General features: G+C 51.7%; 14 protein-coding genes. 3 read left to right on the forward strand and 11 right to left on the reverse strand.

All coding sequences use genetic code 11. From position 1 onward, the window contains the following. Positions 1 to 47: 47 nt before the first annotated feature. Entirely contained in the window at positions 48 to 353 is a 306-nt protein-coding gene (locus AC0YN3_RS29530) for a chorismate mutase (protein ID WP_475778489.1), read from the reverse strand. A 158-nt stretch (positions 354 to 511) separates the two neighbouring features. After that, complete coding sequence (locus tag AC0YN3_RS29535; RefSeq protein WP_475778533.1) at positions 512 to 1,822, reverse strand: family 4 glycosyl hydrolase; 1,311 nt, start codon at positions 1,820 to 1,822, stop codon at positions 512 to 514. Positions 1,823 to 1,914: 92 nt separating this feature from the next. Between AC0YN3_RS29535 and AC0YN3_RS29540 the strand changes: the two genes are divergently transcribed. Beyond that, the gene (locus AC0YN3_RS29540; protein ID WP_475778490.1) at positions 1,915 to 2,844 is read left to right on the forward strand and encodes a helix-turn-helix domain-containing protein; all 930 of its coding nucleotides are present in this window, start codon (positions 1,915 to 1,917) and stop codon (positions 2,842 to 2,844) included. Here the strand turns inward: AC0YN3_RS29540 and AC0YN3_RS29545 are convergent. From AC0YN3_RS29545 to AC0YN3_RS29585, 9 genes are all read right to left on the reverse strand, one after another. Next, positions 2,831 to 4,399, reverse strand: coding sequence for an alpha-amylase family protein (locus tag AC0YN3_RS29545; protein ID WP_475778491.1), 1,569 nt, complete (start codon positions 4,397 to 4,399; stop codon positions 2,831 to 2,833). The genes AC0YN3_RS29540 and AC0YN3_RS29545 overlap by 14 nt on opposite strands. A 239-nt stretch (positions 4,400 to 4,638) precedes the next feature. Then, positions 4,639 to 5,754: an LLM class flavin-dependent oxidoreductase gene (locus AC0YN3_RS29550; protein WP_475778534.1), complete on the reverse strand. Its 1,116-nt coding sequence runs from the start codon at positions 5,752 to 5,754 to the stop codon at positions 4,639 to 4,641. Positions 5,755 to 5,998: 244 nt separating this feature from the next. Then, positions 5,999 to 8,008, reverse strand: coding sequence for a beta-galactosidase (locus tag AC0YN3_RS29555; protein ID WP_475778492.1), 2,010 nt, complete (start codon positions 8,006 to 8,008; stop codon positions 5,999 to 6,001). A 56-nt stretch (positions 8,009 to 8,064) separates the two neighbouring features. Beyond that, positions 8,065 to 8,892, reverse strand: a complete 828-nt coding sequence (locus AC0YN3_RS29560; protein WP_475778493.1) for a carbohydrate ABC transporter permease — start codon at positions 8,890 to 8,892, stop codon at positions 8,065 to 8,067. Then, positions 8,889 to 9,773, reverse strand: a complete 885-nt coding sequence (locus AC0YN3_RS29565) for a carbohydrate ABC transporter permease (protein ID WP_475778494.1) — start codon at positions 9,771 to 9,773, stop codon at positions 8,889 to 8,891. The genes AC0YN3_RS29560 and AC0YN3_RS29565 overlap by 4 nt, the downstream gene beginning before the upstream one ends. A 93-nt stretch (positions 9,774 to 9,866) precedes the next feature. Next, positions 9,867 to 11,159: an ABC transporter substrate-binding protein gene (locus AC0YN3_RS29570; RefSeq protein ID WP_475778495.1), complete on the reverse strand. Its 1,293-nt coding sequence runs from the start codon at positions 11,157 to 11,159 to the stop codon at positions 9,867 to 9,869. Between the two features lie 101 nt (positions 11,160 to 11,260). Next, positions 11,261 to 12,328, reverse strand: coding sequence for a response regulator transcription factor (locus tag AC0YN3_RS29575; protein WP_475778496.1), 1,068 nt, complete (start codon positions 12,326 to 12,328; stop codon positions 11,261 to 11,263). Continuing rightward, positions 12,321 to 14,102, reverse strand: a complete 1,782-nt coding sequence (locus tag AC0YN3_RS29580) for a sensor histidine kinase (protein WP_475778497.1) — start codon at positions 14,100 to 14,102, stop codon at positions 12,321 to 12,323. Before AC0YN3_RS29580 ends, AC0YN3_RS29575 begins: the two co-directional genes overlap by 8 nt. Positions 14,103 to 14,190: 88 nt before the next feature. Next, complete coding sequence (locus tag AC0YN3_RS29585) at positions 14,191 to 15,543, reverse strand: glycoside hydrolase family 30 protein (RefSeq protein ID WP_475778498.1); 1,353 nt, start codon at positions 15,541 to 15,543, stop codon at positions 14,191 to 14,193. Positions 15,544 to 15,848: 305 nt separating this feature from the next. On the opposite strand from AC0YN3_RS29585, the gene AC0YN3_RS29590 reads away from it, so the two are divergent. Together AC0YN3_RS29590 and AC0YN3_RS29595 are read left to right on the forward strand one after the other, a co-directional pair. Next, positions 15,849 to 22,547 (forward strand): DUF7507 domain-containing protein, encoded by a 6,699-nt coding sequence (locus tag AC0YN3_RS29590; protein WP_475778535.1) that lies wholly within the window; start codon positions 15,849 to 15,851, stop codon positions 22,545 to 22,547. After that, the gene (locus AC0YN3_RS29595) at positions 22,544 to 24,223 is read left to right on the forward strand and encodes a hypothetical protein (RefSeq protein ID WP_475778499.1); all 1,680 of its coding nucleotides are present in this window, start codon (positions 22,544 to 22,546) and stop codon (positions 24,221 to 24,223) included. The genes AC0YN3_RS29590 and AC0YN3_RS29595 overlap by 4 nt, the downstream gene beginning before the upstream one ends. Positions 24,224 to 24,307 lie beyond the last annotated feature (84 nt).

A 24,307-nucleotide genomic window follows, 5' to 3' on the forward strand; every position in this document is an offset into this window, starting at 1 on the left:
TACCATTCCTTTCTATATGAAATAAACGGCGGAGTCGCTCATGCGATTTAGACGATTGTCGAGCTTTCCTTAAGGCCTTGCTCAATTTCCTTGTGTCTAGCAATGGCTAAATCCATCATGCAGCGATATATAACGGAAGCATACTCCCCGTCGAGCTTGCTGCTCTCGGCTAGACGCCTTATCTTGTCGAATTGCTGCTGTTCGCGATTTGAATCCTGAGCAGCAAGCTTGTGGGTTGCCTTATAAATACCCACTTCTTCCGTCAATTGAAACCGTTTTGCGAGCAATCCAATCATTTCCTGGTCCAATTGGTCAATGCTTTGTCTTAACTCATCTAGTTTGGAAGCCTTCATGCGCCTCTCCCTTATCTGTCAGTTTTCCTATTATTGTACCATCACCAACGCCATTTCAGCTATTGGTTTGCCTTTTATTCATAAGCCATCCAAAAAAGCCGCCGTTCCTAGTTAGGGGACGGCGGCTTTCCGATAGGGTTACGGCTTGGCATTCGTAATTAAGAAGTTCGGAATTGAGGCAGTAAATCCGCATGCGCTTCCAGCATCCGCTCCAGCGCCACGTAAGCCGCCGCTTTGTTTGTGATTGCCGGGTCTGCATCGATAGCTTGCTTCGCAATCGCCCTGCTGCCGGTGACTGCTGCTTCGGCAACGAGCTCGTGGACGTCCGAGATCTTGCGGCAAAGCTCCAGCAGGGCCGATGGAAACACAGAAACCGACTGCGGGTAAATCCTACCCTCCGAAACGGTAACGGGCACCTCTACAATACGCTCCGCGGGCAACCCGGGAATAGCCCCTGCATTTCTCACATTCAATATATTAAACGCGGTGAAACTCCCATTATGGATCGCAAGCGCCAGACTGACAGGGTGCTCCCAGCTGCCATGGTCAAACAAAATATCCCAGTGAAGCATGCCTGAGCCAATCGCATGAAGCTCTTCCATTCTCCGGCTGCGGTCGGCAGCAGAACCATGGTAAGGCGGGCTCGTCGTATAATGAATATCTGCCTGGACCGGTAGATATTCCGCATGATGATCGACATGCCCTGCAGCAATGGCTCCGTACGCATTCAGCCATCGTTTCATTATTCGAAGCTCGCGCTGCGTCTCCCGATCCTGCTCTGGCCAGCTATCCCTCTCCACATATGCCTTCATTGCCGGGAGAAGATCCTCTCCGGAATTCACATCCTCGATTTGCAGCACCCACGCAAAATGGTTAAGTCCTGCAGACACGATCGAAACCTCGGAAGGCGACTTGCCAAGCAGCCGCGGCAGGAATGCATACCCTTCCGGTCCCCGGTGCGCAATGTTGCAAAAACCGGCGATCCGAATCGAAGTGAATCGTTCAACCGCGGTAACGACACGGGGCATCGGATTCGTCACATCGAGAATCCATGCCTCTGGGCATAATTGTTCCATATCGCGGCAAATGTCCATCAGCAGCGTAATGGAGCGAAAAGCATTCATCAGCCCGCCTATTCCCCCGCATTCCCGGGCTTGGTCTTCCATATCCAGCTCAGACAAGATTTCATAATCGATTTGCCAGCGGCGCGCACCTTGCACAGACGCAGATACAATGACGAAATGGGCACCGCTCAGCGCTTCTCTCCGCTGGGTTGTTGCCGTGACTTCGATGGCAACCTGCAGCTCGCCCGCTATACGCTTAGCTGCTGCAGCCATTGCTCCGGCGGCCTCCATATTCGGATCGACTAGCACTAGCTCGCAATTCGATAATCGGTGTTTCACGATCACATCTTCTAGTACGGTAGGAGCAAATACGAAGCTCCCGCCTCCAATTAATACAATTCTCATCACATCATGTGTCCTCTCGGTTGAATAGTTGCAATGCTAAGGCTTCTGGAGGGATAATATTTAACAACAATACCGTCTATGAAGGAGGCATTATGAGCAGCCCATCCTTAACTTCTAATCAATCCTTTCCCAATTACAAGGCTCAGCTTCTCCTTTATGGGATGCATACCTATCAGGTTGGTCAAGGACCGCTATGTCAACGTCATCTGCATCACCGCATGCTGGAGATCAATATGGTCCTCTCTGGCTGCCAAGCAGCGAACATCGGACAAGAGCGGATTCTTCAACAAGAAGGCGATATCCTGCTCATTCCTCCGATGAAGCTCCATGATTTCAGCGCCGAGGCGCAAATGAGCTATTTTGTCATTCATATTCAAAATGTGGATCACAGGCTGCTGCAAGCCTTTCGTGAAAGCGGCGAATATTTGTATGCAAGCGGCCATCCGCTTAACCAATTGCTTCACCCGCTTCTAGCGGAACTGTTGGCTTGTTTGAAGCAAAAGGCCTCCAGCCACCGCATTTTCATGCTCTGCAATGCCATGCTCGTTCATTTGGAAGATCATTTGCAGCCAACGCTTCGGCATGCCGGTCATTCAGAAGCAGAACAACCGCTGGCCGAACAGATCGCAAAGGAAATCGAAGCGCTTCTCCGTTCTTTCAATGAAACGGAAGCCTCATCCGCATCTACGAATTGGCTGGAAACGATTGCAGCGAAGCTTAATATCAGCCGCAGGCATTGCGGGCGCATCTTTCAACAAACCTACGGGATGTCACCGCGCCAATATTTGTCCATTATTCGTCAACAGGAGGCTATGCATATGCTCGCCGGGCAAAATACCTCGCTTGATGAAATTGCGAATCGGATCGGATTTGAGAATGTGCAAAGCTTCATCAGGCAGTTTGCCAAGTGGACGGGCCTCACGCCTGGCGCATACCGCAAAAAGGAACGGGCAACCATTAGCTATTTGACGCCGCTAGAGCTTGAACCGTTCCATGCCGGCGCTGCTTCTACCTTAGAATAATTTCCGGACGGTCATTCAGCAGGACACCACGATCCGAATACCAATCAAAACGTCTTTCCTCCCCGGACAGGTTCCAGTGCGACGGGCAGCGGTCATTCAGCCAGTCGAGTGGTTCTGCTGGCTGCCTAGGCTTGGAGGCTAGCTCGAATGCCCTGCGAATCGCAGCCTCCTGCTCGGGGCCAACCGCTTGAGGATCGGCAGAAACGAACAGCGGCGTGCCGCTTTCGGACAGCAGCTCCAGCCATTGCTTGTTCAAAGCCCACGGAATATGTTGCGTGAGCCCCACGCAATCCGCATCGGATGCAAAAAAAGTATTATGCTGCGGCATGCGGAAGGCAAGCGTGTTAACCCCCATCTTGCGCGTTCGCTCCCACTCTTTGCCGCTCGTATCATCGCCTGTCCGCTGTATGTCCACGAGCCCAGCAGCAAGATGCCCAACCGTGTTGCAGCCTATAATCAAGCTGTCTCCGGCTGCTTCCGAGATTCGCTCATACAAAGCAACGATAATTTCCGCCGTCGTCTTCGTCCGATCTGCGAACGCCAACCCATGGCTGCTAAGCGATGTGCCCATTTCGAAGCCCCATTTGCCAAATATGTCAAAGGTGGAGAAGTCATGCTTGATCAACTCATAACCCCAATCATGAAGCTTGCGAATTTCATTGCCCACATAGTCCAGCACTTCGGGCACGCTCGGATCCAAATACACGCCAGTTAGCTGCTGGCCGTATCTTCGCCAATGTGAAGGCACGCTGTTCGCAACGAGAAGCGGCCTGCACCAAATGCCTGGACGAACCCCGATATCGCTCATATCGCTGGCAAGCCTCTGCATATCGGAAAACCGGTAATTAGGCACCCATGGCCCGCCGTTGCAGCTTCCGCCTCCGCTGCATAGCTGCCATCCGTCATCAATGACCATAAACGGACGGTTTTGCGACGATGCCGCCCATGCCGATACGCGCGCTGAATCCGCGAGCATTTCCGCCGTTGAGCTTTTTCCATATGCGTAATACCAATTATTCCCGCCATACACGGGCTGCGGCGGCAGCATCGGCCGCTTGCACATCAAGCGGCAGAAAGCGGTTGCGGCTTGGAAAGCCGACTCGTTTGCTAAGCCTTCTCTCGTCACGATAACCGCCGCTTCCAATTGGCGGTCTCCCAGCAGTACGCCTTCTTCCCCGCAGCGTACGTCCATGACGAGACTGATGCCGCCTGCGTCTGCCTGCCAATAACAAAAAGAATGCGTACCGGTTTCCACGCCGTAAGCGTGCGTAAATCCATCCCCGGATAGCAAGAAATACCATGGCATATCCCGCTCGGCCACCAGCCCCCGCCATTCCAAATCACCGTATCCCCGTTCCCAGTGATCGCCTAGCACCTTTACCTCGTTCTGAAGATCCCTGTTCCATCGCAAATGCAGTCGTCTAACCGGTGTCTGGCCTGCGTTTAACCGAACGGGCATTCTTCCGTCTTCCAATGTGCAGGTTATGACTGCTTCTCCAGCATGCCATTCCCGCATTTGGTACGAAGCGCGAGCCCAGCCTTCATTCAGCTCCACGAAAATCGCGTCCGGGTTCGTTAATAGATCTATAAATGTGATGGCGTTGGCCTCCTTTAGCTGCTTTTCTTGCCGACAACCTGAGTATAGTACGGTAACCAAGCAATTTGAATAACGAATTGAGCCCAATTTCGAATAAAAAACTAACCAAATGGGACCCCTCGGCCAATGAACAAAAAAAGAACCGCTGCTAGCCGATAACGGCTTGCAGCAGTCCTTCAGTTTAGATGCAGATAGCATTAACGCACACGATCCATGGAAGATTTCCGCAATTCCCTGCGAACAACGGGCATGACCTTAACGGCAAGCAGCTCGATGGACGCGGCCACCTTTGAGAATGGAATGCCTCCGATATCAAACTGTGCCATGAATCGATTATGCCCAAACAGCTCATGTTGAGCCAGAATTTTCTCGACCAGGAGCTCGGGACTGCCTACCGCTAGCGCGCTCATCGGATCCGCAAGCAGTTCGAACTGCTCACGGGTCATCGTCTCGCCCCTGCCTTGTCCACCCATGAAGCTGCTCACGTAATTCGCGTAATAAGGATAATATTCAGCCCTGGCCTTCTCATTGGTGTCCGCAATATAGGCATGGCTTGTAATGGCGACCCGCAATTCCTCCTGCATATGACCGGCATGAATGCCAGCAGACCGGTAAACGTCGACAAGCGGCTTGAATCTTGCCGGATCGCCGCCAAGAATCGCGAGAGCCATCCCGGTGCCTGATTGCCCGGCAAGCTCCGCGCTTTGTGGCGTGCCTCCCACTCCTACCCACACAGGCAGACGCGGCTGGAAGGGACGCGGCGCAATCTCTGCATTGATCAAAGCCGAACGGTAGCGTCCGGACCAATTGATCCTCTCTTGTTCATTCAGCTCTAACAGCAAGCCGAGCTTTTCTTGAAATAACGCTTTATAGTCGCTAAGCTCGTAGCCGAACAACGGAAAAGATTCGACGTACGCGCCCCTGCCTACAATAATTTCAGCACGTCCATCGGATAGCAAATCCAAGGTAGAAAAGTCTTCGAATACGCGCACCGGATCCGATGTGCCAAGAACCGTAGTCGCACTTGTCAGCTTTATCCGTTTTGTAGCATGAGCAATGGCAGCCAAAACGACGGGAGGGGAGGATATAACGAAGTCAAGCCGATGATGCTCGCCTACGCCGAACACGTCTATGCCTGCCTCGTCGGCTAGCATCGCTGCGGCTACAATTTCTTTCATCCGAGCACGCGGGCTTGCCAATAATCCGTTGGCGGGACTCCTGCTTAAATCCCCCAACGTATAAATGCCGAATTCAAAATCAAGCGGCTGCTTCTCTGTGGGAAGTAAGCCAGACTGATGTGTTTCCTCTTTGATGACTAACACCACTTTCGTTCTTTTTCCTGCGGTAGATCAATCGTTATTTGTATGGCACCGTAGTTACTATTCGTAAGTAATGATACATAAGTAATTTAATTTCGTCAAGGAAATATGCCTACTGCTATGCGCCAGCGCCTATTAGCATACGCAAGCGTAAACGGTTGAAGCCGTCCTCTGGTGGTTTTCCTATATTAAAAAAAAGGCTGAAGCAAGTCAAGCCTGCTCCAGCCTTTGCATATATCTATTCTTTGCTCATTTCCTTCATAACCAGAAAGCCCCAAGGCTCCAGCTGCACCGTCTCGCCGCTCGCGATGCTGCGACCTGACATCAGATCCACTCCGCTGCGCTGCATGTTAGGGAATGAAACCGCGGTAGCCGAATAATTGAAATAATAGCGGATCGGGATGCCCGCTTTGTTTATGCCTGATTTTACGATTATCGGAAAAGCAAGCTCTTGTTCGGCATGCCATAGGCCCGCATCCTTAACCGCACCCGCAAGCAAACGGCTGATAACCTCCGCGCTTGGCAGACAGCCCATGTACGTTGCCGTTCCTCTGCCAAATCTATTCCGTGTGATCGCTGCATATTGTCCCCATTGCGGATGATCGTAATGGGCAAGCACCTCAGCCGATGTTGGCGTTATCAGCTCCATCCAAGATTGTACTTCGCGCCGCTCCTTGCCGGAAGGAATCAGCGTACCTTTCAGCGCAACTTTATTCGGTTGTACGAAAAGGCTGTAAGTAATGCCGCAAGACTCGCTTAACAATCCAGGCTGCTGAGCGGTGCGAACTTTTACGACCTCGTCAGCAAAGCCGCTCTTAAATGTATATACGACATGTCCGCCCCTGCGAACGTATTCGTTCAGCCTCTCCAAATCCTCCGTCGCGGCAGCATAAAGCGCTGGCACGATAATCAACTTGTATTCGTCCAGGGTGGCATAAGAAGCCTGGATAAAATCAACCTCGACGTTCATTTTGTACAATTCGTCGTACATCGCCCGAACAACGTCATTATAGTTTTTCCCGTCTGGCAGCTTAAACCATTCGACCGCGCTCAATGCTTCATTGCTCACCATAACCGCAACTTGGTTATTTTTCTTCAAGTTAACGAGCTCATCGCTTAACCTGGCAAAATCAGACCCGACCGTTTTCGCTTCGTTATAAACCGGATTTGGCTGCAAATCATGGCTGAGTAGCCCTTTCCAATAGGTTTCGATCGAATTATGGATGGAGTGCCAATGCCAATACGCAACCATATTCGCCCCGGATGCCAGATGGCTGAACGCCTGCAGACGCAATTGCCCCGGATAAGGCGTCCAATGCGGGAAAGCCTGCGCCTGCGTTTCAAGTACCAGATAGTTGTTGCGCTTGAGCGAACGCGCCATGTCTCCGCCAAAGGAAATTTCGATCCCGGTTAGATCATCCTGCGACGGGTGATAGATATCTACGCCAGCGACATCGAAGGGCTCCGCTGCCGCAAAATGGTCAACCGACGGTTGAACGCCAAAGGAATAGCCGCGCCATTCGAAGTCGAAATTTTGCGTAACGAATTGTCCAGGCTGCTTGTATTCATTGACGAGCGATACCTGCCAAGCCAGAAACTCATTGACAAGCGTTCGTTGAAATTTGGCAAACTCTGCTCCAAGACTGCCGTTAATCGTACCTACAATGGAAGGAAATTCCTCCCAGCTATTAATCCGGTTGCTCCAATAATCAAGGCCAAACCGCTTATTGATACATTCAAGCGTTTCATAACGATCTCTCATATATTTGACGAATCGCAGCTGCACATTGGGTCCGGCCGTATCGTAATGCTTCGTCTCATTATCCGTCTGATAGCCGATTACGGCTGGATGCTTGCACACGCGGCTTATCAGCTTGCGAATAATTCGTTCGGAATAAAACAGGTAAGCCGGATTCGTGATATCCATAATCTGGCGTGCGCCATATTTCCCTGGACCACGCGGCGTTATGGCGAGAACGTCCGGATGCTCTTTCACCATCCATGCCGGCACGGCATACGTTGGCGTACCCTCGATAACCGCGATGCCCGCCTCAACCATTTTATCAAGCACCTTATCAACCGAAGAGAAGTCAAATACGCCGTTTTGCGGCTCGTGGGTGCTCCATGTGGATTCGGCGATTCGCACGACATTAATGCCCGCTTCCTTCATCAGCCGAATATCTTCATCTATGCGCTCATAGGGCATGTATTCATCATAATAAGCTACGCCGTACAGAAGTCGGTTCACGTAAAGCAGCTCCTTCATTCTTATCTTAAACAGAGACGATTACCCCACAGCACCTATTAGCCTTTGACCGCGCCTTCCGCGATTCCGTGCATAATAAATCTTTGGAAAAAAGAATAGATGACGATAACGGGAATTGCCGTCAGTACGAGTGCCGCCAGAATAAGCGCCCATTCCTTGTTGTACTCTCCGAACAGCGTATTCGTCGACAGAATCAACGTATAGTTCTCAACGTCCGTCAGCATTAAGAGCGGCAGCAGGAAATCATTCCAAATCCATAGGAAATCAAGAATCGCAATCGTGACGGTAATGGGTACGAGCAGCGGAAATATAATGCGGAAAAACGTTTGATATTCGTTGCAGCCATCGATCTGCGCAGCTTCCTCAAGCTCTCTCGGGATCGACTTTACGAAGCCATGGTACAGGAACACAGCCATGTTAACGCCAAGCCCGATATAGATGATCGCAAGCCCATAAGTAGTGCCTTGCACCGATAACGCTTTAGCCATTCTCGTTAGCGGAATCATTATCGAATGGAATGGAACGAGCATCGAAGCGATAAACAGGAAAAATATGATGCTGCTTATTTTCCCGCTGGTTCGGGATAGCTTATACCCGGCGAGCGACGCGCATAGCACGATGCCGCCGATGCCGATTACTGAAATAATGATCGAATTGAGCGTGCTGTTGAGCAGATTGATTTGTTTAAACGCGTTCACGTAGTTGTCGAATGAAATGCTCGTAGGCAAGGAAACGAATGATGCGAACATTTGCCCCTGAGTCTTGAAAGAATTGATTACCGCTAAGTAAATAGGGAAAAAGGAGATGGCGGCTGCGATGGACAGCAGAACCGTGATGAGAATCGACGTTGATTTTTTCTGATTCATGCTTCCAGCTCCCTTTTCTTCATGACTTGAATTTGAATCAATGTGAAAATGAGGATGATGACGAACAAGATAACCGATTTGGCGCTGGCATACCCATATCGGAAGTTGTTCGAGAAGGCTTCCTCATAAATATTCATCGTAATGACCTGCGTGCTCCGTCCAGGACCGCCGCCGGTTAAGCCGTACACAACCTCAAACACTTTGAAAGCACCATTCAAGGTCAGAAAGAAACATATCGTAATCGCATGCGTAATCATCGGAAGCGTGACATTCCGGAACGTTTGGAAAGCGGAAGCGCCGTCGATTACCGCTGCTTCCTTCAAGCTTTGCGGTACGCCTTGCAGGCCGGCCAAATAAATAATCATCATGTACCCGACGCCATTCCATAGCGACACGGTTAATATGGAGAAAAAGCTGATTTTGGGATCGCCGATCCAAGCCTGGTCCAAAAACGAGATAGCCGTTTTTTCGGCAATTTGCGGAATAACCTGCGCGAACACAAAGGTCCACATAAAAGCGCTGATAATGGTAGAGATCATGTTGGGCATAAAGAAGATCGTACGGAAGAAGCCCTTTGATTTTTTGCGTGATTCAATAAAAACGGCTAGCAGCAGCGCGAATACGTTTTGCAGCACGACCATGAACAGCACGTATTTCAACGTGAAAAATATCGAAGATACGAAATCGGGATCTTCCTTAAGCGCCTCGACGAAATTTCCGAAGCCAATGAAATCATAATCCCTATTTAATCCGTTCCAATCCGTGAAGCTGTAGTACATGCCCCCAAGCGTTGGAATAAGCAGGAAGACGGCATATAAAATAAATGCAGGCCCGACGAATGTTAACAGCGAGATGTATTTTTTGTAGCTCTTGATCGGCACAGTATCCGCCCCTCTCCTATGTGTCTCTAAGTATAGAAAGGGATGAAGCGAAGACGGGAAACCTTCTCCTCTTCATCCCTAGGCATATCTACATTACTTGTTTACTTTGTTGTACGATTTCCACGCTTTATCAAGCGCTTTTAGCACATCGTCCTGTGAAATCTGGCCTGCGTAGTACGCTTGCAAGCCTTTGCCTACCTCATCTTTAACGGCTTGCGGAATCGCCGGATCCTGATAGGATTTGCCTTCTTTAACGTAAGCTGTCGCATCGTTTACCCATGGATAGCTTTCGTAGGTATGAACGGTGGCAAGCGGGTTGAATTTCAGCGCTTGGAAGAAGCCGTTCGAAGCCGTATCGTCAAGCACGTAGTTCATGAAATCAAGCGCAACCTCTTTATTTTTAGTTGTCTTCGAGACAGCCAGCGACGTGGATGCGCTCAGGTTAATCAATGTCGCGTTAGGATCGTCGTTGATTGGCAGCGGAGCCACTCCGAAATCCAAATCCGGGTTCGATTTCAGAATCGTTTCTGCGTACCATGGGCCTTGCAGCCACATCGCGCCTTTTCCTGCCGCGAATGCCGCAGCGCCGTCATCGCCGCCTACCTCTGTTGCTTTCTCCGTGCCATTGGCGTTGATGAGATCAAAGATATCGAACATCTCTTTCATTTCCGTGAAGGAGCCTTCATCCTTGTTCATGCGCTCAATGAAGTCTTTATCCTTCGTATTGATAATCGCGCCAGCCGCCAGCGGCAGAACCAATTGCGGAATCCATGCCTCTTTGTAAGAGAGCACAAATGGCGTTACGTTATTGGATTTCAGCTTCTCGACAACGGCTTTCATTTCCGTTAATGTCGTTGGCGGAGTCAAGCCAAGATCCGTGAATATTTTTTTGTTGTACAGGTAGCCCCAAGATAAAGTTTCAAGCGGCAGCGCCACAACCTTGCCGTCCGTCGTTGTCACGGATGGTTTGACGCTGTCAAGCAGCTTGCCCACGAAAGGCTGGTCGGACAAGTCCTCCAGGTATCCGGCTTTATAATAGGAAGGAATTTCGTTGATGGCATGCAGAGCGAAAATATCAGGCGCATCATTCGAAGCCAATCTTGTTTTCAAGATTTGGGCAGCGTTATCGGCGGTCGGCATTTCCAGTTGAACGGAAACGTCGATATTTTTCTCGGCTTTCTCTTTCGCTACGAAATCCGCGATATATTTGTCATAATGCTCTTTGAAGCGCGGCTGCGCGATAAACATTTTCAACTTGACGCTTTTGGCCTCGCCGCCGCTTGCCCCTTCATTCGTGCTTCCCGCATCATTTGCATTATTGCCGCAGCCTGCAAGCAGCGTAGTAGCGAGTACGGTAACCAGTAGACCCTTGATCATTTTTTTCATCTAATTTGACCTCCCAGAAGCTTGTTTTGTTTACGCTTTCATTGTAATGGATTTTTGAAAGCGTTTAATTGGACGGAATTAGACACTTTCGTTGGACAATTTTAAACCTCGCTGTTTTTTCTCATTTCGCCTGGCGCGATGCCAAAATGCTTTTTGAATACGCGGTAGAAATAGGTGATATCCTCGTAACCCGCCATCTCTGCGATCGCTTTAATCGGAATGGTTTCGTCGAGCAGCCACTCCTTAGCCTTCACCATGCGCAGATGCAGCATATAATCCGTTACGTTGCGGCCATACTCCTGCTTGAACATTTTGCTTAAGTATTCTTTGCTCACGAAAAAAGCCCTAGCCAACTGTTCTAGTGTTACCGACTCGGCATAATGTTTATCCATGTAATGCCGAACCTCGTCCAAATTTAATTTGTTTTTGAATTTGCGGTGCAAAATGAGCTGTTCCATCGATTCCTCATAATGATGAATGAGAAACACGGACGTTGCTGCACAGGATTCAACCGCTTCCTGTCCATAATTCACGCTCAAACCATCGCTGTCCTGCGAATTGGCGATCATCAGCTCTTTGAGCAGCAGAAGCATCTCTTGAATGACTTGCTCAAGCATGGCCGGCTTACCATTATCGTTACCGTTTTGTTCGATCTCACTCATCATCTGGGAAAGCGTCGCAACCACGCCTTCCTTATTCAGCTCATTGTAATGCGACTTCACAAGCTGCTTATAAGTGCCTAGCGTTATGGATATATCCAAGTCCAGCGACCAAGCCCCTCGTTCCAATTGCGCGGCTTCCAGGCTGCTTTTGCAATTGAGCAGCGCAGTATTAAGCTCCTTCGGATCTACGGGCTTAAGCAAATAGTCCATCGCTTTGTAGCGCAGTGCATGCTTGGCATACTGAAAATCATCGTAGCCGCTTACGACGATCGTCTTTATATGCGGAAAACGGTCATTAAGCAGCTGGAGCAGCTGGACGCCGTCCGTTCCTGGCATCCGCATATCGGTAATGATGATATTCGGCTCCAGCTCTTCCGTTTTCCGAAGCGCATCCTGTCCATCCTCCGCTTCCCCTGCAATGACCATGCCAAGCTGCTCCCAATCCCCAAAGGCTTTAATAATATCCCTTGTCCAGCTTTCATCATCAACGATCAATACTTTAATCACCCGACTCACCTCTTGCTTCCTTTGGTATGATCACCGTTACCAGCGTCCCCGCTCCTTGCTCGCTCTCTACCGTTATCCCGTATGTTGGCCCGAAATGCATCGCAATGCGGGAAGCGACATTCTGTATGCCGATGCGGTTGCCTCTCGTCCACACCTGTCCGCTTTGAATGTTCAGCCTCCGCTTCAGGTCTGCCAGCTTCTTCTCGTGAATGCCCACCCCATTGTCTTGGATCCGTATATGCACCGCATCCTGCGCATGCGCGACGGAGACAGACAGCTCCCAGCTTCCCGATTTATTCTCCAAGCCATGAAAGAAAGCATTTTCCACAATCGGCTGAAGCGTAAGCTTAGGAATCGAGCAGGCGAGCGCCAGCTCGTCGATGTCTGTCGTATAGCTGAGCCTGGACGAGAAACGCTGCTTCTGTATAAGCATATAATTGTTCAAGTGCTCCATCTCCGCTTTGAGACTGGCCAGATCATTAGGGTCCCTGATCACGTACCGAAACATATCGCTCAATGACCTAATAATTTCATAGCTTTCGGCGGGCTTTTTGGTGAACAGCATACTGCCGATCATTTGTAGCGTATTTTGCAAAAAATGAGGATTGATTTGTGCCTGCAGCGCCTTAAGCTCCGCCGTCTTTTTCTCTAGATTGATGCTGTATTCCGTCTTGATATGCTCTCTAATCCGATAAGACATGTTGTAGAGCTTCGTCTCGAGCAGTCCAATTTCGTCGACGCGATTGCTTTGCGGCAGCTCCGTTTCTTTGATTAAGCCAAGGCCTTGCATCGATCTCGCCAGCGTCACGATCGGCGTCGCCGTGCGCCATGCGAGCAGGATCGCAATCAGGATGGAGACCGCGATAGAAATCGCGCCGACCAGAAGGCCGAACCGCATCGTTGATTGCGCGCTTTTGTTTATAAAGCTGGTAGGGATGATCGTCACAAGCTTTAAGCCCACCGGATCGATCGTGTTGTAAAACACGTAGGCTTTCGGCAGCTTGAAGTAGCCTTGTCCGCCAGTCGCGTGCTTTACGCGGTCCATGATTTCATCGGATGGTTTTTCCCCGATAGGCTGATAGAGCACGCTGCCGTCATCGCCTGCTATCAGTACCATATGCTCTTCGCCTCGACCGATCAATGCGAGCGTCTGATCCAGCATGGACCATCGGATATTCAAAGAGATGCCGCCCAGCTTGTCGCGGTTTTCGAAACGGTTGATGCTTCGGACCAATTGGAATTGCCCGTCGTCTCCGCTTGTTGATTGAATAATGAAGTCCTTGTCTTCCTCAAACAGCTTCTTATATGGAGAAGGGATAACCGTCGTAGACTTAAGGTCGTACTGGTTGGCATTGATATTGAACAGCTTGCCCGGTTCTCTCAAATAAAGCCCGGCTCCGATGACATGATTGCCCGCGGAGTAAAATAAATTGTTAAGCGTGTCCATTATGTTTTTTTGCGCGGCATAGGGATTGTACAGCACCGAACCTTCCGTGCTGGCCAAATAGTCACTTAGATGCGGGCTGATCAGGACGGTATAGACAAGGTTGTTAAGCTGTGCGAATTGCTCGCCCAAATAAACGCCTGTCCACTTCATGTTCGATAAATTCGTGCTAATAACTTCCGTCTCCATCGATTTTCGGTTATTTTCAGCCGCTAATGCCGTTACAGCTATAATGGGGACAACCGATAAAAAGATCATCGTAAAAATCAATTTATTGCGGATGCTTCGGCGGAACGGGTCCGTCAGCAGCCTTGCGAGTTTGGAAATCATAGCTGTACAACTCCTCCAATGATTTCAAGCCAATATGGCGCAAAAAACTAACGCCCCATAATTGCTGGCGTTAGTCTGCTTGCATTCGTCATCCGATAGGGACCACGATCGTATGAAAGGATTCTGGCTCCAGCTGGATATCCAGCCTTGTGCCGCCGATGGCCAAGCGCAGGTCCCGCTGATCCTTGAACGGATTCGTTACGATAACAACATGCGAACCGTCCGGCTTCTTGAACGCGATCGCGTTGCCTGCCCAAGGTCCCTGTAATCCGACCCGCCTATCGTTCGGAGACGTGAAATGCGAGAAATGCTTCATGACGTAAAATTCAGGATTTCGGGTAACGCTTCCGCTCTCCTTGTCGATCGTGAGCATGGCATTCTGCTCCCAGCCCCAAGTGCTCCGGCCTCTTGGCTCGAGCGCCATATTCCAATAAATATAAGCATTCACGCCGTTCATGAAATAATGCTGATACAGATTAAATACATATCTGGCATAAAACCAAGTATTCTCCCCGTCACCGCATTCATTCTCGGTTTGCATATAACGAAGCTCCGGATAGCTTTGAACCGTACGCTGTATGGCATGCTTGCCAGCCCATTGGTAGCCGACGCCCTTCACGTACTTATACGCCTCCGGGTCACTTAAAACGGTGTTCGCATAGGCGTTGAAATCCGATGACTTCTTTTTCAGCCATTCATCCCATTCTTCCGGCGCATTAATGGTGCCCAGCCAAATCTCCGTATCCAAGCCATGCTGCTCGAACGCCGGACCCAAATAATCGCGGATGAATTCGCGAAGCTGCTCGCCTGTCCACACGCAGGATGGAAACTTCTGATCGGCGACAACCTCGTTTTGCACATGCACCTGATGGATCGTTATGCCTTCTTCCTTGTAGGCTTGTACGAAACGAACGAAATAAAGGGCATACGCCTCCAATATTTCTTTCTCCCATCGAAGCGTCCCGTAGTTATAGGACTTCGGAAACTTCATCCACGTCGGCGGGCTCCATGGCGAAGCGAAGAGCTGCAAATCCGGGTTAAGCTGCAAGGCTTCTTTTATATAGGGGATTAAATATTCACGATCGCGGTCAATGGAGAAATGCTCCATCGCCAAATCGCCGTCGGTTTCGTTCAAGCTGTACCAATCCAGCGCGTAATCGCTCGCACCGATCGGCAGCCTGCAAATGCTGAATCCTTGCTCGCCGTCGGGATGAAAAAGGTCAAACATCACCTTGCTACGTTCCTCATCCGTCAAATGCTTTAATGAGGCGTAACCCAGCTCGTTGAAGCAGCCGCCGAAACCCTCCAACAATTGGTACTCGTCCCCCGTAACCGTAAGATTAGGCTTGCCATTCGCTGTATCCGCCGCGATATTTGCCGATTTATCTATCCATTGTTTCTGTTCTATACTTGACAACCATTGTATCCGTTTCTGTTCCATTCCCGCAAACCCAACTCCTTGTAAGCGTTTTTCTCATTATAACGGCTAGATGTAAGCGTTTAATTAGACAAATTTAGTTCCCAAGGTTGGACAATATTAAACCAAAACGAATGGATTCGCGTTTACCTTCCTACTAATATTGCACGGCGCCCTCATTCTGCATCCAATTGAAACGGGTACAGATTAATTTTGTTGTACAAACAGAATTTTCCCGGTTTACACATACATTTAAAACAAGGTCTATTTAGCTTAACCAGCAGTGTATGGTATCTCGCGCTGCAATTCATTCAAAGGGGGTGAATCCAATACCTCTGGTCGTCCGAGCAACCTTTAACGCTACCGGTGCCATTACGTTTACGGGCAACACGCTAGGTCTCAGCCGTTCGGAAACCGCAGGCGTCCCCGGAACCTCCGACAGTATCGGTGCCTTTACCACAACGAACACCGCCGTTCGTTTTGGCACCTATCCGTTTGGGACGACGAGCAACTACTTAGCCAACAGCGCCGCTGCCGAGCTTGTCCTTCCCGTCGGCACCACCGTGCTTTACGCAGAGCTCATATGGGGCGGGAGCTACATTAACGGAACCGTGAACCTGAGCGCCGCGATCAACAATCCCGTTACCTTTATTACCCCTGCAGCCACAGCCAGCGTGTCTCCGGATGCCGCAACGAGCAATACGTTTGACCTTGGAGGCGGCGCGTTCGGCTACGTTCGCTCCGCTAACGTTACCTCGCTTGTGCAAGCAGGCATGGCAGGCACTTATACGACAGGCAGCGTCGTTGGCACGATCGTCATTCCCGGTGATTCCACGGCGAACCATGCCGGCTGGACGTTGGCGGTTATTTACCAGAACCCTACCCTTCCGTTCCGCAATATGTCCCTGAGGGCAGGCGCCGTGCTTGTGCAAAGCACATCCGGTCCCGTCAATACGACAATTACCGGATTCGCTACGCCAATCTCAGGCGCATTAGGCGGCAGGGCTTTGTTCAGCGCGCAAGAAGGCGATGCCAACCGGACGGGAGATCAAGCCTTATTCGGTCCAACCGCCGCCACTCTCGTCGCCTTGTCGGGAACGAACAATTTCGCCAACAACTTCTTCGCTTCGCAGATCAATAACAATGCCGGCGCATTGAATACTACCGGAACGTTCGGCAACCGCAATCAAACGAACGGAGCGCCAGGGTCTAATATCGTCGGCGGCCGGCAGGGCTGGGATATTACGAATGTCGATGTCTCGGCTAGATTAACGAATAACCAAAGCTCTGCCGTGCTTTCATTAACAACCTCAGGCGATGCATACGTGCTTAACGCCAATGCGATCCAGGTCGATATCAATGCACCGATTATTAATGTAGTACTCAGCGAGAATGCAACGGGACCTACCATCGGAGACGTCATTACGTTTACCGTCACCGTTAGCAACTCAGGCACGGCGAATGCCGCAAGCGTCGTTCTAACCGACACGCTGCCTCCCGGCGTAACCTTTGTTCCAGGCAGCGTTGTCGTTGGCGGCGTACCGAAGCCTACCTTTGACATTCGAACAGGCGCTCCGCTCGGTTCATTGAATTTAGCCTCTTCAATCACCGTCACTTACCAAGCGGTCGTCACCTCATTGCCTGCCAGTGCTCAAATTTCCAGTACGGCCAACGCTGCTTTCACTTTCCAGAGCGTTGCCGGCGGACCGATCATAACCGGCGTTATCCCATCGAATACCGTTACGTTACCGGTATATGCGCCAAATCTTTCCATGGTCAAAAGCGCAAATACGCCAAATGCAACGGTAGGCGACCAAGTTACTTACACGCTTCAGGTGTCCAATACAGGCAGCTCCGCTGCCACCGTCACGCTGAGCGATAATATTCCAGCGGGAACGACCTTTATCCCGAACAGCTTCCGCGTCAACGGCGTAATCGTGCCCGGCGCCAATCCGCCTGCCGGCGTGGCGATTGGTTCCGTTGCTGCCGGAGGAGCATCAACGGTTACATTTCAAGTGCAGGTCAACTCGCTGCCTTCGCCGCCGCAGCTTGTGAATCAAGCCACTGCAACCTATTCGTATCAAATTCCGGATGGTCGGATATTTACAGGCTCATTCGCCTCCAATACCATCACGATTCCGGTCAGGCTTCCGAACGTAACCTCGGTTAAAAGCGCAAGCTTCGCCGATATTGCGGTAGGCGAGACTATGACCTATACCGTGATCGTTACGAATAGCGGGATCGCCGCTATCTCTAACGTTATTTTGACGGATGCCATCCCTGCAGGCGCCTCTTTCGTGGCAGGCAGCGTTGTCGCAGGCGGAACGGGCCAGCCGACAGCCAACCCTTCTAGCGGGATTAGCATCGGCACGATTGCGCCAAGCAGCTCCGTTACGGTTACGTTCGCCATTACCGCCGTTTCCGTTCCGGGATCGGGCAGCTTTTCCAATCAAGCTTCCGTTTCGTATAATTCAGGCTCATTTACAAGTCTTTCGCTCTCCAACAGCGTAGCTACTCCCGTGTACCAGCCTATTATCGGCATCACAAAAAGCGGCTCGCCAACAAGCGCAACCGTAGGCCAGATCGTTACCTATTCCTTTGCCGTAAACAATACCGGAAATCTCGCGGCTCAGGCCACCTTGACAGACAACATTCCGGCAGGCACGTCCTTTGTGCCAAACAGCGTCATCGTAAATGGCATCAGCAGACCGGGAGAAAGCCCAGCAACCGGCATCCCTCTTGGCTCCATTGTGCCTGCAAGCAGCTCATCGGTATCGTTCCAAGTCGCCTTGAACACGCTGCCCTCGCCGCCGACCTTAGTCAATCAAGGAACGGCAAGCTTTTCCTATCAACTGCCGAGCGGAAGAACGCTTAACGGAAGCACCTTGTCCAATGCGACAACACTGACCGCGCAAGCGCCGAATGTATCCATCACCAAATCAGCAAGCAACACCGCGGCAGCAATAGGCGATATCATCATTTACACCGTTATCGTCACCAATAACAGCATCGTTCCTGTCAGCAACGTAATCGTCTCGGACGATATTCCGAGCGGCACCGCTTTTGTCGCTGGCAGCACGACGGTCAATGGAGCTCCATCCAGTGCCAATCCTGGCGCAGGCATTTCACTTGGCACCATAAACCCGTCAGCCTCCGTAACTATCATGTTCCAGCTCGCGGCCGTCTCTCTGCCTAATCCGGCTGCGTATACCAATCGTGCAGGCGTCGCCTATACGTCAGGTGCTTTCACCGGATCATCGATTTCCGAGCCGGTCAATATTCCCGTCTTTCAGCCAATCATTAGCCTTGCCAAATCCGCTAGCACGGCTAGCGCCACTGTCGGCGATACGTACACGTATACGATTAACGTAACCAATAGCGGCAATGCTGCGGCGAACGTTGTATTGACAGATAATATCCCGGCAGGCTCAGCCTTCGATACGAACAGCGTCTTGATTAATTCGGTTCCTTACCCCGGTCTTAGCCCGTCAGACGGCATTCCGATCGGCACGGTGCCTGCCGGAGCCACGTTCGAGGTCAGCTTTGTCGTTACGGTCATTTCGCTGCCGGCTCCCCAGTTCCTCGTGAATCAGGCAAGTGCGGCATTCGACTATTTGCTCCCTGACGGAAGGCAAATATTCGGGAATTCACTTTCGAACAGCGTTTCCATTCCGGTCTCGCCGCCGAACGTATCCGTCGTGAAATCGTTACTCCCAACCGCTGTAGTCGTTGGCGATTCGTTCATCTATGCTTCAGTCGTAACCAACAACGGTATCGCTCCGGTCAACAATGTTATTCTCAATGATCCGCTCGCCTCGAATCTAGCCTTCGTCAGCGGAACGGTAAGCGTTAATGGCACTCCCCGGGCGGATGCATCGCCATCCTCCGGCATTCCAATCGGTACCTTGGCCCAGGGCGCCTCGGCTACCGTAACATTCGAGGTGAGCGTAACGATGGCAGTACCATCACAGATTACGAACCAATCAACAGTAAGCTTTACATCGGGCGCATTCTCGGCCTCTTCCTCATCCAACACGACGACGACACCGGTCACGCAGCCGCAAATCAGCTTGGTGCTCAGTGCCAATACGGCGAACGCAACGCTCGGAGACACCGTTACCTACACGGTTCTTGTAACCAATTCCGGGAATGTCGCGGCAGTTCTGAACTTAACCGACCTGCTTCCTGCGGGTACTACATTCTCTGATAACAGCGTAGTGGTCGGAGGCGTTCCGCAGCCTGGAGTGTCGCCAGTGACCGGCATCAACGTAGGCTCTGTTCCTCCAGGCGCCACTATTCCGGTGACCTATTCTACGATCATAACGACGCTGCCTAGCCCGCAGTTTCTCGTTAACCAAGCATCCGCGACGTATACGTATTCGCCGCCTGACGGAAGGCTGCTGAACGGCTCTGCCGTGTCCAATACGTTATCGATTCCCGTATCGGCGCCGAACGTTGCCGTCGTCAAAAGCACGACAGCCATTGATCTTGCGCTTGGCGATACCATTACTTATTCGGTAGCCGTCAACAATAGCGGAATCGAAACCATCAACAACGTCGTATTGACAGACCCCCTTCCTGACGGGGCTGCGTTCGTGCCAGGCAGCGTGACGGTTAACGGGACGCCCGTACCGGGAAGCCCTATAAGCGGAATCTCTCTCGGCTCCATTATCGCTTCCGCTACGATAACCGTAACTTTCCAGCTCAGCGTCATCTCTATTCCCGCTTCCGGCCAGCTCGGCAACCAAGCGAACGTTACGTTTACATCGGGCGTATTCTCGGGAAATACGATGTCCAACGTCGTCAACACGCCTGTCTACCAACCGATCATTTCTTTTGTGAAAAGCGCGAATTCCATTAACGCCACGGTCGGCGATACGATCAGCTACACGATCAATGTGAGCAATACCGGCAATTACCCCGGCTCGGTTACGGTGACGGACAATATCCCGGCAGGTACGATTTTCGTGACAAACAGCGTACTCGTCGGAGGTGCGCCGCAGCCTGGTGCAGATCCCGTAACCGGAATCGTAGTTGGATCTGTAGCGCCGAATACAACCGTTCCGGTCGTATTCTCGGTAATCGTCGATTCGCTGCCGAATCCGCAGCAGCTCTCGAACCAAGCGAATGGAACCTTCGCCTTCACACTGCCAAGCGGCCGGCCGCTCAGCGGCAGCGGCAGCTCGAATACGGTCGTTATTTCCGTATCGGCGCCTAACGTCAGCGTAACGAAAAGCACATTATCCACGTCCGTCGCCGTCGGAGACGTCGTTACGTATTCCATCGCCATTCTTAACAGCGGCATTGCCGCCGTCAATAATGTCATATTCACCGATCCTTTGCCTGTCGGCAGTGCTTTAGTTCCCGGTAGCGTGCTGGTCGACAACGTAGCCAGACCAACGGCCAACCCGGCGACCGGCGTGGCCATTGGCACGATCGCGCAGGGCCAAACCGTAATCGTTAGCTTCAATGTAACCGTCATCTCGCTGCCGAATCCAGCTCAGCTTAGCAACCGCTCATCGGTCAGCTTTACATCAGGCGTGTTCTCTGGCGTCACGTTCTCCAATACCGTCATCGTTCCCGTCTATCAGCCGATTCTGACTGGCACGAAGAGCGCCAACACCATCAATGCAACGATTGGCGACACCGTCGTGTATACCATTCTTGTGCAAAACACCGGGAATTATCCAGGCAACGTGACGCTAACCGATACGATTCCGGCAGGCACAAGCTTCGTCGCGAACAGCGTCATCGTCAACGGCCAGCTGCTGCCTGGCGCGGATCCTGCTTCGGGCATCGTACTCGGCGCTGTCTCTGCTCCGACCTCCGTCATGTTCTCGGTAGTCGTCAATGCTTTGCCGCCTTCCCAGCAGCTCGTGAACCAAGCTTCCGCGACATATTCCTTCACGCTGCCGGACGGGCGGACCTTGAATGGAGCGTTCAATACGAATACGCTGTCGATTCCGGTTTCCGCGCCTAACGTGGCAGCTGTCAAAAGCACGACCGTCATTGATGCTGTCGTTGGCGATACCGTGACGTACCGCATTGCCGTAACGAACAGCGGAATCGTTAATATTAATAACGTGCTCGTTGTCGATCCGATTCCGGCCGGCGCAGCCTTCGTCGCAGGAACCGTTGTCGTCGACGGCACGCCTAGGCCTGCCGCAGACCCGGCTGTGGGAATCTCTATCGGGACGATCGCGCCTAGCGCAACCGTTCTGATTGACTTCAACATACTCGTGACTTCGCTCCCGAGTCCGGCCACGCTGAGCAACAGAGCGACTATCAGCTTTACTTCAGGCGCATTCTCAGGCAATACTTTCTCCAACACGCTCGTAACGCCTGTCTATCAACCGATTCTGGCGCTTCTCAAAACGGCCAATACTTCGAATGCAACGGTCGGCGATACGATCACCTACTCGCTTACGCTTACGAATACAGGCAACATCGACGCCCAAGCAACCGTATTCGATACGATACCAACCGGCGCGGCTTTCATACCGAACAGCGTGCTCATCAACGGCGTCCCGCAGCCGGGCATTGATCCCTCGTCCGGCATACCGGTCGGAACCGTTCCTGCCGGCGGCACGGTCAGCGTGTTGATTACGCTTGAGGTAACCGTCGATGCACTGCCTTCGCCGCAGCAGCTCGTCAACCAAGCTTCGGCTAATTTCTCCTATTCTCCGCCTGATGGCCGGTTGCTCACGGGTACGATATTGTCCAACGTCTTGTCGATTCCGGTTTCTTCACCGAATGTAACGGCCGTGAAGAGCGCATCGGTCATCGATGCCGTAGTCGGCGATACGATTCTATACACGATCGTCGTTACCAACAACGGCATCGCACCGGTCAACAATGTCATTCTCGTCGATCCCGTGCCAGTGGGAACCGTATTTACGGCGGGCAGCGTGCTCGTGAACCTTTCGCCAGTGCCAGGCGCTAATCCGAATTCCGGCATTTCAGTCGGCACGATTGCCGCAGGTGCCAGCTCTACGGTTAGCTTCGAGGTGGTGGTCGTCACGATATGAGTCCGTCACCTGCCGGCAATCCGATGCTTCAAAACCAGTCCTTCGTACAATTCGCATCTGGAAGCGTCGAGCTTGTCACTTACTCGAATACGGTTAATACCGCGCTAATCGGAACGCAGGTCGATATTATTAAAAGTGCTTACGAGAGCGAAGTGCTGCTCGGCAGCACCATTACGTATGAGCTGCTTCTGACTAACAACGGCAATGTTACGGGAGCCGTAACCCTAACCGACAAGCTTCCGGAGGGGACCGCCTTCGTTGCAAACAGCGTGCTGCTGAACGGCGCTCCTGCTCCCGGAGCCAACCCGGACAGCGGCATCGCACTCGGAAACTTAGCGCCCCTAGCTTCCGCCAGCGTCGTATTCCAGCTTATCGTCGTGTCGATTCCAGCCTCGTTGCAGCTGGTTAACCAAGCCCGGGCTGATGCGGTATTCCAAACGGCGGAGGGCCGTTCCGTAACGAGCAGCACGTACTCCAATTCGCTCGTTACGCCCGTCAATGCCCTTTCCATGTATGCACGGCTTCGAGCAAGCACGAACCAAACGTTCGTTTCCGATTATGTCACCTATGAGCTAACCGTCGTGAACGACGGCAATCTCAGCCTTAGAGATGCCTTTGCTTTTATCAACTTGCCTGTCGGGGTACTTTTTGTCCCCGGCAGCGTTACGATTAACGGAATCATTACGCCGGGAGCCGATCCAAGATCAGGCATTCCGCTCGGTACGTTGCGGCCCAATTCGACCGTCATCGTCACGTACCGTACGCAAACTACCGACCAAACCGAATATGTATCGATCAGCCAAGCCACGATCCGCTACCTGCTTAACGGTGCGCAGAGCTATACGGAATCGAACGAAGTTTCCGTCATTCTCATCAATCCGGAGATCCAGGTTAGCAAGCAGGTCGACCAAACCATCGCCGTACCTGGCGATACCTTGCTCTATTCGGTAGCCGTTAGGAACGCCCAGACGACCGCAGTCGATGCCGTTCTCGAGGATATCCTGCCAGCAGGCGTCATATTTATGGCAAACAGCCTTAAGCTGAACGGCATTCCGCAGCCAGGCGCTTCATTTGAAGACGGCGTGAATCTCGGTACGCTGCTCGGCAATTCCCAAACCATCGTTACCTTTGCTGCCAAAATACCGCTGCAGCTCGCAACTACCGCTCCATTGATCAATTCGGCGAAGGTCGCCTATACGTTTCGCCTTGCCGATGGCAGGGTCGTTGGCAATACCAGCCTTTCGAACGCGGTCGCTACTGCCGTAGCTGCACCTGTCATCCAGTTGACTGGCAGCGTGGTGCCGCCCGTGGTTGAGTATGGCGATACGATAACCGTTCGCTCCGTCCTCATGAACAAAGGCAATTTATCCGCAGTCGCCTACTTCACAAGCGACTTTCCTTTCGGCGTGGATCTGCTGCCCCGAACCTTTCGCGTAGACGGCGCCCGCTTAAGCCCGGAAGCCTATGACGGCAACCGAACCTGGCTTCTCGGCAGCGTTCCGCCTGGCGCAAGCCTGCAGATCGTATACTCGGCAATCGTTACCGACGCCATTCTCTCCGATGATGTGATCGGTTATGTCAGAGCGCGCTTCACGTATGAGGTACGCGGAAGAAACTTTAGCGGAGAGGTAAGCTCCAACGTACTTGAGGTTACCGTAACCGGTGACGACGAATAGACGTGCTTCAATTGCAAAAAAAGGTATCCAAGAGAGGCGCATGCCCCTCATGGATACCTTTTTCCCAAATATAAGACTTCATAT

Source organism: Paenibacillus sp. J22R232 (genome assembly GCF_056269165.1).

Coding starts and splice junctions, on each gene's coding strand:
- AC0YN3_RS29530 (WP_475778489.1), bottom strand. CDS start 353: ATGAAGGCTTCCAAACTAGATGAGTTAAGACAAAGCATTGACCAATTG.
- AC0YN3_RS29535 (WP_475778533.1), bottom strand. CDS start 1,822: ATGAGAATTGTATTAATTGGAGGCGGGAGCTTCGTATTTGCTCCTACC.
- AC0YN3_RS29540 (WP_475778490.1), top strand. CDS start 1,915: ATGAGCAGCCCATCCTTAACTTCTAATCAATCCTTTCCCAATTACAAG.
- AC0YN3_RS29560 (WP_475778493.1), bottom strand. CDS start 8,892: ATGAATCAGAAAAAATCAACGTCGATTCTCATCACGGTTCTGCTGTCC.
- AC0YN3_RS29570 (WP_475778495.1), bottom strand. CDS start 11,159: ATGAAAAAAATGATCAAGGGTCTACTGGTTACCGTACTCGCTACTACG.
- AC0YN3_RS29580 (WP_475778497.1), bottom strand. CDS start 14,102: ATGATTTCCAAACTCGCAAGGCTGCTGACGGACCCGTTCCGCCGAAGC.
- AC0YN3_RS29585 (WP_475778498.1), bottom strand. CDS start 15,543: ATGGAACAGAAACGGATACAATGGTTGTCAAGTATAGAACAGAAACAA.
- AC0YN3_RS29595 (WP_475778499.1), top strand. CDS start 22,544: ATGAGTCCGTCACCTGCCGGCAATCCGATGCTTCAAAACCAGTCCTTC.